11 protein-coding genes are annotated in these 9,876 nt (G+C 66.9%); 7 read left to right on the plus strand and 4 right to left on the minus strand.

Annotated features, from left to right (window positions below; all coding sequences use genetic code 11):
* The first annotated feature begins 47 nt into the window (after positions 1–47).
* The gene (locus FJ311_08845; GenBank protein ID MBM3951546.1) at positions 48–338 is read left to right on the plus strand and encodes a GYD domain-containing protein; all 291 of its coding nucleotides are present in this window, start codon (positions 48–50) and stop codon (positions 336–338) included.
* Here FJ311_08845 and FJ311_08850 read toward each other — a convergent pair.
* Positions 314–871 carry a hypothetical protein gene (locus FJ311_08850; protein MBM3951547.1) on the minus strand — a complete coding sequence of 186 codons (558 nt, stop codon included), beginning with the start codon at positions 869–871 and terminating at the stop codon, positions 314–316. The genes FJ311_08845 and FJ311_08850 overlap by 25 nt on opposite strands.
* A gap of 450 nt (positions 872–1,321) precedes the next feature.
* Here FJ311_08850 and FJ311_08855 point away from each other — a divergent pair, with 450 nt between their 5' ends.
* From FJ311_08855 to FJ311_08865, 3 genes are all read left to right on the plus strand, one after another.
* Positions 1,322–3,418, plus strand: coding sequence for a 4Fe-4S dicluster domain-containing protein (locus FJ311_08855; protein ID MBM3951548.1), 2,097 nt, complete (start codon positions 1,322–1,324; stop codon positions 3,416–3,418).
* A 107-nt stretch (positions 3,419–3,525) separates the two neighbouring features.
* On the plus strand, positions 3,526–4,509 hold the full coding sequence (gene moaA, locus FJ311_08860; protein ID MBM3951549.1) for a GTP 3',8-cyclase MoaA: 984 nt from the start codon (positions 3,526–3,528) through the stop codon (positions 4,507–4,509).
* Between the two features lie 27 nt (positions 4,510–4,536).
* Positions 4,537–4,821: a cupin domain-containing protein gene (locus FJ311_08865; GenBank protein MBM3951550.1), complete on the plus strand. Its 285-nt coding sequence runs from the start codon at positions 4,537–4,539 to the stop codon at positions 4,819–4,821.
* Between the two features lie 40 nt (positions 4,822–4,861).
* Here the strand turns inward: FJ311_08865 and FJ311_08870 are convergent, their stop codons facing one another.
* The gene (locus FJ311_08870; protein ID MBM3951551.1) at positions 4,862–5,212 is read right to left on the minus strand and encodes a DoxX family protein; all 351 of its coding nucleotides are present in this window, start codon (positions 5,210–5,212) and stop codon (positions 4,862–4,864) included.
* A gap of 306 nt (positions 5,213–5,518) precedes the next feature.
* Here FJ311_08870 and FJ311_08875 point away from each other — a divergent pair, with 306 nt between their 5' ends.
* The 3 genes from FJ311_08875 to FJ311_08885 all read left to right on the plus strand — a co-directional run bounded on the left by FJ311_08875 (position 5,519) and on the right by FJ311_08885 (position 8,238).
* Positions 5,519–6,322, plus strand: a complete 804-nt coding sequence (locus tag FJ311_08875) for a response regulator (GenBank protein MBM3951552.1) — start codon at positions 5,519–5,521, stop codon at positions 6,320–6,322.
* An 87-nt stretch (positions 6,323–6,409) separates the two neighbouring features.
* A complete protein-coding gene (locus FJ311_08880) occupies positions 6,410–7,189 on the plus strand; it encodes an NAD kinase (GenBank protein ID MBM3951553.1) in 780 nt (259 codons plus the stop codon).
* A complete protein-coding gene (locus FJ311_08885) occupies positions 7,186–8,238 on the plus strand; it encodes an AbrB family transcriptional regulator (protein MBM3951554.1) in 1,053 nt (350 codons plus the stop codon). The genes FJ311_08880 and FJ311_08885 overlap by 4 nt, the downstream gene beginning before the upstream one ends.
* Here FJ311_08885 and FJ311_08890 read toward each other — a convergent pair.
* Positions 8,229–9,335, minus strand: a complete 1,107-nt coding sequence (locus FJ311_08890) for a quinone-dependent dihydroorotate dehydrogenase (GenBank protein MBM3951555.1) — start codon at positions 9,333–9,335, stop codon at positions 8,229–8,231. The genes FJ311_08885 and FJ311_08890 overlap by 10 nt on opposite strands.
* Positions 9,332–9,736, minus strand: coding sequence for a DUF952 domain-containing protein (locus tag FJ311_08895; GenBank protein MBM3951556.1), 405 nt, complete (start codon positions 9,734–9,736; stop codon positions 9,332–9,334). The genes FJ311_08890 and FJ311_08895 overlap by 4 nt, the downstream gene beginning before the upstream one ends.
* Positions 9,737–9,876: the final 140 nt, after the last annotated feature.

The following is a 9,876-nucleotide window of genomic DNA, read 5'->3' on the forward strand; positions in this document are numbered from 1 at the left end:
GGGCGGCGGAGGGGTTGCTCCACCGAACCCAGGGAAGGTCAACGGCCATGAATACCTACATCGTTCTCGGCAATTACACCGACAAGGGCCTCGCCGCGATCAAGCAATCGCCCAAGCGGCGCGCCGGCGTGCGCAAACTGCTTCAGAAGCTGGGCGGCCGGATGAAGGATTTTTATCTGGTGATGGGCGGACCCGACCTGGTCGTGATCGTCGAACTGCCCAACGACGAGGCCTGCGCCCGCTTCGCGCTCACCGTCGGCTCGGCGGGCTTCGTGCGCACCACCACGCTCCGCGCGTTCGGCGAGAAGGAATATCACAAGATCATCGAAAGCGTCTGAAGCGCGCGACGGACGAGGGCGCGGGCGCGGCGCTCGCCCGCCGCGCCGTCGCCGCGCCAGGCGACGAGCGCCAGCACGAACAGCGCGCTCAAGACGATTTCCTCGCCCTGGCGGCGGGGCAACCGCGCGCGCAGGAAGGCGGCGTCGCGCAGCCATTGGATCAGCCGCGAGAGCGAAAAGATCAGCGGCACCCAATGGTGCGGATGAAACGGGTAGAGCTTCGCCGCGATCATCGCGGCGCTGGTCTTGGCGTGCGGTCGCAGGTATTCGAACCAGGCGCCGAGCAACGCTTCGATCCGCTCCGGCGCCGGGCGCGAACGCCCAAGGGACTCGCCGGCGCGCGGGCTTGCGGCCAGCATCGCCTCGAACGCACGCCCAAAATGCGCGTCGGCCACCGCGTCGAGGTCGCGGAAACGGCGCCGCACCTCGATCACCGGCACGCGGAGATCGCGCGCTATATCGGCGAGATAAACATTATCCCAGCCGACCCGGTCGGCGGCCTCAAGCGTCGCATTGACGATACGCGCGGCCAACGCGTCCTCGCCGCGGCGAGGGGAAATTCCCGCCGCCGCGCGGATACCCGAAGTTTGTCGTTTCGCTCGTTTCGACACGGGCGACGATCCCAACGCGGTTCCCGGCCAATGGCTCCGAAGCAAGTATTGTAAAATCCGGCGCGGAGCAAGTCATCCGCGGTTCCTCGACCCTTTCCGAGCGGCCACGACGATGGCCAGCCGAATTGCCGCCGTCGATATCTCCCTTGACGCCGCGTGCGTTCGCGGACACTCGCGCGCTTCGCATATATAGATATCGTCGCCACGAATTTTCAGGGGTCGTCCAAACGTCCCCGCGAGGGTGACCGGGCCGGGTTCTTTTTGCCCTTGCCACCGCCCCGTCGGACTGCTCAAGCTCTCGCGAAATCGCGTTAAATCCACGTGGAAATCGTGGTTTATCGGCCGATCGCCGGGGGAGAGGGTTAAAAGTCCATGGACGTCAACGGCAAGAAAGTCCTGGTTTGCGATTGCGAAGGGACCATGAGCCTGGACGCGCGCGCGCTCGAGCGCGCGCTGCAAGGTGGTGCGTGCGCGCCGAACACCCAGCTCTGCCGCGCCCAGCTTGCCAACGCCGAATCCGCGCTCAAGGGCAAATCGCCGGTGCTGATCGCCTGCACCCAGGAAGCGCCGCTGTTCCTGGAAACCCGCGCGGGCATCGAACGCGCGAGCCCGGTCAGCTTCGTCAACGTGCGCGAGCGGGCCGGCTGGTCGGCCGAAGGCGCGCAGGCGACGCCGAAGATCGCCGCCCTGCTCGCCGAGGCCGCGCTCGATCTCGTTCCCGCGACCGCCGTCACGATGGAATCCGCCGGGGTCCTTCTCGTCCTCGGGCGCGACGACGGCGCAATCCAGGCGGCGAAGAAGCTCGCCGGCCGGCTCAGCCCGACCGTCGTGCTGACCGGGCGCATCGACGATATCCCCGCGCCCGCGCTGATGGACGTGCCGGTCTTTCGCGGCAGGATCAAGAGCGCCCGGGGACGCCTCGGCGATTTCAAGATCGAGGTCGAAAACTTCGCGCCCGCCAGACCGTCGGCGCGCGCCGCGCTCGAATTCGCCGACGCCGGCGGCACCGGCGTTTCCGAATGCGACCTGATCCTCGATCTGCGCGGCGAGGCGCCGCTCTTTCCCGGCGGCGAGAAGCGCGACGGGTACTTCCGCCCCGATCCCGGCAACCCGGTCCAGGTGGCGGACGCGCTGCTCAGGCTCGCCGACATGGTCGGCACGTTCGAAAAGCCCCGCTACATCGCCTACGACGCCGCGATTTGCGCCCATGCGCGCTCGCAAAAGATCGGCTGCCGCCGCTGTCTCGACGTTTGCCCGACCGGCGCGACCGCGCCCGAGGGCGACGGCATCGCCTACGATCCTTACGCCTGCGCCGGCTGCGGGCTGTGCGCCGCCGTCTGCCCGACCGGCGCGGCCGCCTATCAGCTTCCCAGCGGCGACGGCGTGTTCGATCGGCTCCGCGTCCTCCTCGGCACCTACGCCAAGGCCGGCGGCGAACACCCGGTATTGCTGGTGCACGCGCTCGAAAAAGGCGGCGAGATCATCGACGCCCTCGCGCGGTTCGGCGACGGCCTGCCGGCGCGGGTGTTGCCGTTCGCGCTCAACCAGCCGACGCAAATCGGCATCGATTTCATGTTCGCCGCTTTCGCCTACGGTGCCGAACGGATCGTCGTCCTGCTCGCGCCCGATCGCGACAAGAACACCGAACCCTTCGCCCGCGAAGCCGGCTTGGCCGATACGGTCATGGCCGGACTCGGCTACGGCGTGGGCCGGATCGTGATCGTCGAAACCCGGGATCCGGAAGAATTGGCGCGAGTTCTCGGCGGATTGGTGCCGACCAAGGACGCCGAGCCGACCGAAGCCAAAATCATGGGCCGCAAGCGCCAGGCGTTGGCGTCGGCGCTCGCGTACCTGCATGCGCACGCACCGAAGCCGGTCGACGTCCTGCCCTTGCCCGAAGGGTCGCCATTCGGCGCAATCAAGGTTGATGTCGCCGGCTGCACGCTCTGCCTTTCCTGCGTCGGCGCCTGCCCCGCCAACGCGCTGAAGGACAATCCGACCGAAAAGCCGCAGCTCTCGTTCCTCGAGGCGAACTGCGTTCAGTGCGGCTTGTGCCGCAACACGTGCCCGGAAAAAGTCATCACGCTCGAGCCGCGCCTCTCGTTCCTGCCGGCGGCGCGAACGCATCAGGTCATCAAGGAAGAAGAGCCGTTCCAGTGCATCCGTTGCGGCAAGCCGTTCGGCGCTCGCTCGTCGATCGAGCGCATCGCCGAAAAACTGAAGGCACACCCCATGTTCGCGGGCGAAGGAGCCCTGGAGCGCCTCAAGATGTGCGACAACTGCCGGGTGGTGGCCATGGCCGAAGAAGACACGCACCCGCTCGCCGGCGCGCCGCGCCCGATGGTCCGCACCACCGAGGATTACCTGAAGGAACGCGAGGAGCTGCGTCGCATGGCCCAGACCGACATGAAGGCGAAGGGCATATCGCCGTCCGTCGAACCCGGCCCCAAGCCCGTCAAAAAGGGATAAACCGGCCCCAAACCCACGCTTGCCGAAGGGTCGAAAAGAAGGATTAGATAAACTAATCTATAAACTAATCCATCTGGGCCCGAACCAGGACCGTGCGTTTTCCGATCATGATCGACCCCTTCGGCCGTTCCATCTCCTACATCCGCGTTTCGGTCACCGACCGTTGCGATTTCCGCTGCGTCTATTGCATGGCCGAGGACATGACGTTCTTGCCCAAGTCGGACCTGTTGACGCTCGAGGAATTGGACCGCCTCTGCTCGGCGTTCGTGCGCAAGGGCGTGCGCAAGATCCGGCTCACCGGCGGCGAGCCGTTGGTCCGGCGTAACGTAATGAGCCTGGTGCGGAATCTCTCGCGCCATCTGCGCTCCGGCGCGTTGGACGAATTGACCCTGACCACCAACGGCAGCCAGCTCGGGAAATACGCCGGCGAACTCGCCGCCGCGGGCGTCAAGCGCGTCAACGTTTCGGTTGATACCCTCGATCCCGTCAAATTCGAGGCCGTCACCCGCGGCGGCCATCTGCCGACCGTGCTCGAAGGACTCGCCGTCGCCAAGGCGGCCGGCCTCGCCATCAAGATCAATACGGTCGCGCTCAAGGGCGTCAACGACGACGAATTCGACAAGATGCTCGACTGGTGCGGGCGCGAGGGCTTCGATCTGACCATGATCGAAACCATGCCGATGGGCGAAGTCGACCACCATCGCGTCGACCGTTATCTGTCGCTGACCGAGGTACGCAAAATCCTGGCGTCGCGCTGGACGCTTGAAGACATCGATTACCGCACCGGCGGACCGGCGCGTTACGTGCGGATCAAGGAAACAGGGCGCAAGCTCGGCTTCATCACGCCCTTGAGCCACAATTTCTGCGAAAGCTGCAACCGGGTGCGCGTGACCTGCACCGGCACGCTCTTCATGTGCCTGGGCCAGGACGACGCGGCCGACTTGCGCGCGCCGCTGCGCGCTTCCGAAAGCGACGACTTGCTCGACGCCGCGATCGACGCCGCGATCCGGCGCAAACCCAAGGGTCACGACTTCGTCATCGAACGCGCGGCGCCCGCCGTGCAGCGGCACATGAGCGTCACCGGCGGCTGACATGGTAGGCACTTCGGAACGCACTCTATGGACCGAGCCGCATTCGAAGCGGACCTGAAACGCGACGGTTATAACGAGATCGTCGACGCGCGTCTTGCCCCCGGCCACAAACCCGGCGAACACTCGCATCCCTACGATGTGCGGGCCCTGATTCTCGAGGGCGAGTTTACCATCGTGGTGAACGGCGCGGCGCGCACGTATCGTCCGGGCGATATATTCGCCCTCGACGCCAAGCGCACGCACAGCGAGTGGACCGGGCCGAACGGGGTCGTCTATCTCGCCGGCCGGCGACATGCGGCGAGCGCGCGGTAGCGCGAAGGCAAGCCGTAATCTCGGCTGCCGCGTACGCCGCTCAAATCTCCTTGCCGATGCGCGCGTCGAGCGACAAGCGCCCGCCCCCCTGGATCAGGATCGCGAGCGCCATTAGCCCCCAGAACAAGGGATATTCGTAGCCGCCCTTGTTCCAGAAAAATCCGGCGCCCCAGTGGACCTTGAACGCGGCGACCGCCATGAAGCCGATCACCTGTGCGGCGACGACGCGGGTGAAAAGGCCGGCAACCAGCATCGCGCCGCCGACCAGTTCGAGCGTCCCGACATAAACCGCGAGCGCGTAGGCCGGCTCCATCCCCATCTTGGCGAGGCTTTGGGCAAGCCCGGCCGGGCTGCCGCTGATCAGCTTCGCCCAACCGTGCGGGATCAGCATCGCGCCGGTCACGACGCGGACGAGGGGATAGACGTAAGGAATCAGGGGATCGTAAATCCGACCGAACGCGGGGATCACGCGCGTCGGTGTTCCGGAGCCGTTGGTCACGGGTTTCTCCTTCGTTGTCCTTGGCTGTCGTTTCGAACGTTCGGCATCACTCTAGAACAGGTGGGGCGCGCGGGGTATACGGACCCCGGCCCGGATCGGCCTTCGCCCCGTGCGGCGGCTAACCGTCTATTTTTAAAGACAATCCTTTCCCCGCTTTGTATCTTGAAAGCACCCCCTCCGATTTCTACTTAAAAATCAATGCCCGCGCCCGCTGCACCGCAAGATAAAGTTCGCGCCATATTGGAACGCCTGAGCGCCGAGTTCCGCGACAGTTGTCGCGACGCGATGGATGAATGCGATGCCATCGTCGGACGCTTGTCGAAGCCCGACGACGACTGGCATCAGGACATGGTCGAATTGCAGCGCCGGGTCCACAACGTCAAAGGAAGCGGCGCCACGTTCGGCTTTCCGGCCATTTCCCTGATCGCTCACAAATTCGAGGACTATCTCGAAGGGCTCGAAACCCCGGCCAAGCATGTGCGCGACCTTCAGGTGTTTCTCGACGCAATCCGCTCCATCGCCGAACGGGGGACCAATCCGCCGGAGGAGGAATATCCGGCCCTGCTCCGCTCCCTGCCGCGCTTGCGGCACGGCTTCACCGCCACGACCCCCGCCCGGGAGGTTCACATCCTGCTCGCCATGCCCAAGGATGTGCAGCGGCGGATCGTCCGCCAAGAGCTGGCCTCATGCGGCTTCGACGTCACCTGCGCCGATAACGGCGTTGCCGCCATCGGGCTTGCGCTTTCCACTCGTCCCGATGCGGTGTTGGCAAGCCTCGTACTCCCGGACATGAGCGGTGTCGAACTTGCGCGCGCGCTCGCCGCCATCGGTACGACCCGGAAATTTCCGTTTGGACTTCTCACCTCGCTTGCGGCCGACGCGCCGAAACTTGCCGGCCTTCCGCTCCAAGCCCGTGTCATCGCCAAGGACAAAAGATTTCTGGAGACGCTGACCGAACGTCTGATCGAGTGGGGCTTATTCGGCCACGTCACCGCGCACTGACGGCGCGCGCGGCCCCTGGCTTGACCGGGCATAGCGGGTATACTGCCGGGCTTGGATCCTTGCCGTTTCGCCGCACCCGCGTGCTCTATGTCCGCTCCATCGTCCGCCCCATCGCTCGCCTTCGTCGCCGCGCCCAACCCCGAGGCCGAGGCCGCCCGCAAGCGCCTCGCGGCGCGCTACGGCGATGCCGCTCCCGACAAGGCCGATGTCATCGTCGCCCTCGGCGGCGACGGCTTGATGCTGCGTACGCTGCACCGGTTCATGGGCGGCGCCAAGCGCATCTACGGCATGAACCGGGGCTCGGTCGGTTTCCTGATGAACGCGTTCGACGAGAACGGCTTGCCCGACCGGATCGCCAGGGCGGTTCCCGCCGTGCTCCATCCGCTGCGCATGAGCGCGTTCGACCTCGACGGCAAAACCCACGACGGCATCGCCATCAACGAGGTCTCGCTGCTGCGCGAGCGGCGCCAGGCGGCGAAGCTTCGCATCAGCGTCGACGGCGTGGTGCGGATGCCGGAAATGATCTGCGACGGCGTGCTGGTCGCGACCCCGGCCGGCAGCTCGGCCTACAATCTCTCGGCGCACGGCCCGGTGATCCCGATCGGCGCGGGACTGCTCGCGCTCACGCCGATCAGCCCGTTCCGCCCGCGGCGCTGGCGCGGCGCGCTGCTGCCGCGCACGGCCTCGATCCTGATCGAAGTGCTGGACGCCGCCGAGCGGCGCGTCAGCGCCACCGCCGACTTCACCGAAATCCGCCATGTCGCCCGGGTCGCGGTGCGCGAGGATCAGTCGCTGTCCGCGACCCTGCTGTTCGACCCCGAACACGGACTCGAGGAACGGATCATCCGGGAGCAGTTCCAACCGTGATCCGTCTCAAGGGGCTTGCGTTCGCGCTCATGATCGGCGCGGCGGGCGGCTGGCTGTTCGCCGCGCTCAGGATGCCGCTGCCGTGGATGATGGGCGCCATGTGCGCCACCACCGTCGTTGCGCTCGCCGGCGTACCGCTCGCCATGCCGCCGGTGTTGCGCTCGCTGATGATCGCGGTGGTCGGCACCATGCTCGGCAGCGCCTTCACGCCCGAGGTGGTGGCGGGCGTCGCGCGTTGGACGCCGAGCCTCGTCGTTCTTCTTCTCTACACGATCGCGATCATCGCGCTTGCCGCTCCGCTGCTCGCGCGGGCGCCGGGCTTCAACGCGCCGTCGGCGTTCTACGCGGGCGTTCCCGGCGGATTCAGCGAAATGGTGTTTCTGGGCGAACAATCGGGCGGCGACGAGCGGCGCATGTCGTTGATCCACAGCGTGCGTATCCTGGTGACCGTGATCGCGATTCCGTTCTGGTTCCGCCTGTTCCACGGCTACGCCCCGGACACGCCGAGCGGCCTCGGCGCGGCGGCCGCCCTCCGCGTTCCGGACGCCGTCATCCTCGTCGTCTGCGCGGTGGTCGGCTACGCTGGCGGGCGCCGTCTGCGCCTTCCCGCCGCGCCATTGCTCGGGCCGATGGTCCTGTCCGCCGCCGCACATCTCTCGGGCCTGACGGCGGCGAGCCCGCCGGCCGAGGCCGTCAATATCGCCCAGATCGTGCTCGGAGCTGGCGTCGGCGCGCGCTTCGTCGGCTTCGCCGCGCGCAAGGTCCTCGGCGTCATGGCGATCGGCGCCGGCATTACCGCCCTGATGCTCGCGCTCGCGATCGGCGCCGCGCTCGCGCTCGAGCGCCTGACCGGCCTACCGTTCACCGGCCTGATCCTGGCGTTCGCGCCCGGCGGACTCGCCGAGATGATCCTGGTCAGCCTCGCGCTCGGCATCGACACCGCGTTCGTGTCGGTCCATCACATCGTGCGCATGGTGTTCCTGGTCGCCTGCGCTCCGCTGCTCTATCGCGCCGCCGAAAAATACCTCGCCCGCATCGCTCAGCGGTGATCGGCACCGACGGCCGCCGCGACCGAGGCGAACCCGTCGCGGCGCAAGCAGTCCGCGAGCTCGCGCTTGATCCGGCCGACCAGACCGGGGCCCTCGTACACCAGCGCGGTGTAGAGTTGCACCAGGCTCGCGCCGGCGCGGATCTTGGCATACGCGTCCCGACCGCTGGCGATCCCGCCGACGCCGATCAACGGGATCGCGCCGCCGGTCAACGTATAGAGTTTCGCGAGAACGCGGGTCGAATCCTCAAACAGCGGCTTGCCGGAAAGCCCGCCCGTTTCGGCGCGCCGCGCGCTTCGCAATTCCGGCGGGCGCGCGAGCGAATCCTCGCGCGCATTAAATGTTGCGCCCCTACCGGGGCGCGCGATGGTGGTGTTGGTGGCGATGAGACCGTCCACCGGCAGCGCGCGGGCGACTTCGGCGATATCGCGAAGATCGTCGTCCACGAGATCGGGCGCGATCTTGACCATCAGCGGCGGGCGCGCGCCCGCCGTCGTCGCCTTATCGCACGCGCCCCTGACCGCTTCGAGAAGACGCGCGAGCGGCTCGCGCTCCTGCAACGCACGCAGGCCCGGCGTGTTGGGCGAGGACACGTTGACCACCAAATAGTCGGCGAACGGCGCCAGCCGCGTCGCGCACCCGACAAAATCGGCAACGTCGTCGACGCTATCCTTATTACGACCGATGTTGACCCCGACCACTCCATGCCGCGCGCGCCGGGAAAGCCGCGCCGCCATCGCCTCGACGCCATCGTTGTTGAAGCCCATGCGGTTGATCAGCGCCTCGTCTTCGACAAGGCGGAACAGTCGCGGGCGCGGGTTGCCCGCTTGCGGCTTCGGCGTCACCGTGCCCGCTTCGGCGAAGCCGAAACCCAATCCCAGGATCGCGTCCGGCGCCTCGCCGTTCTTGTCGAACCCGGCGGCGAGCCCGACCGGGTTCGGGAAGTCGCGGTTCCAGACCCGCGTCGCCAGGATCGGATCGTCCTTCCTGGCGTACGCTTCGCCGAGGCCCGCCTTGAGAGCAAGCACCGCGACGCGATGAGCAGTTTCGGGATCGAGGGCGAACAGCGCGGGGCGCAGCAGACGGTAGAGGTTCATCGCGATCCCCGTTCCGTCTTATGGCGCTCGGCGCGCGCAAGCCCGCCGCTCGCCAAGTCGGGCGGAAACACGTGGCGTCCGTCGGGTCCGAGGGGAAGGTCGAGCACGCGCACCGCCGCCGCAACCGGCATCGACCCGTAGAGATGCGGAAACAACGCGCCCCCGCGCGACGGTTCCCACTTGAGCGCGGCGCCGAGCGGCGCGACCGCCGCTTCGATCAGCACCAGCCCCGCTTGTCCGGCGCGATGCTTGGCCGCGCTCGCCACCACCTGCGCCGCGGTCGAGAAGTGGATGAAGCCGTCGGTCGCGTCCTGGGACGAGCCGCCGTAAAAACCCGATCCGACCGCCGCGTCCCATTCGGCGCGCCGGCAGATGTGAAAAATCGTTCGTTCCGAATCCATCGTTCCTTCCACTCTAGGGTCTGTACTCAATTAGGGGATTCTCAACGCTACGAAGATGTGATTCAAGCCTCCGAGGAGAACGGAGGCTGGGATGGCGCATCTTTACTGGCTGAACGACAAGGAATGGGCGCGGATCAGGC

Source organism: Rhodospirillales bacterium, from assembly GCA_016872535.1.
In the GTDB taxonomy this organism is placed as follows: Bacteria; Pseudomonadota; Alphaproteobacteria; order Rhodospirillales; family 2-12-FULL-67-15; genus 2-12-FULL-67-15.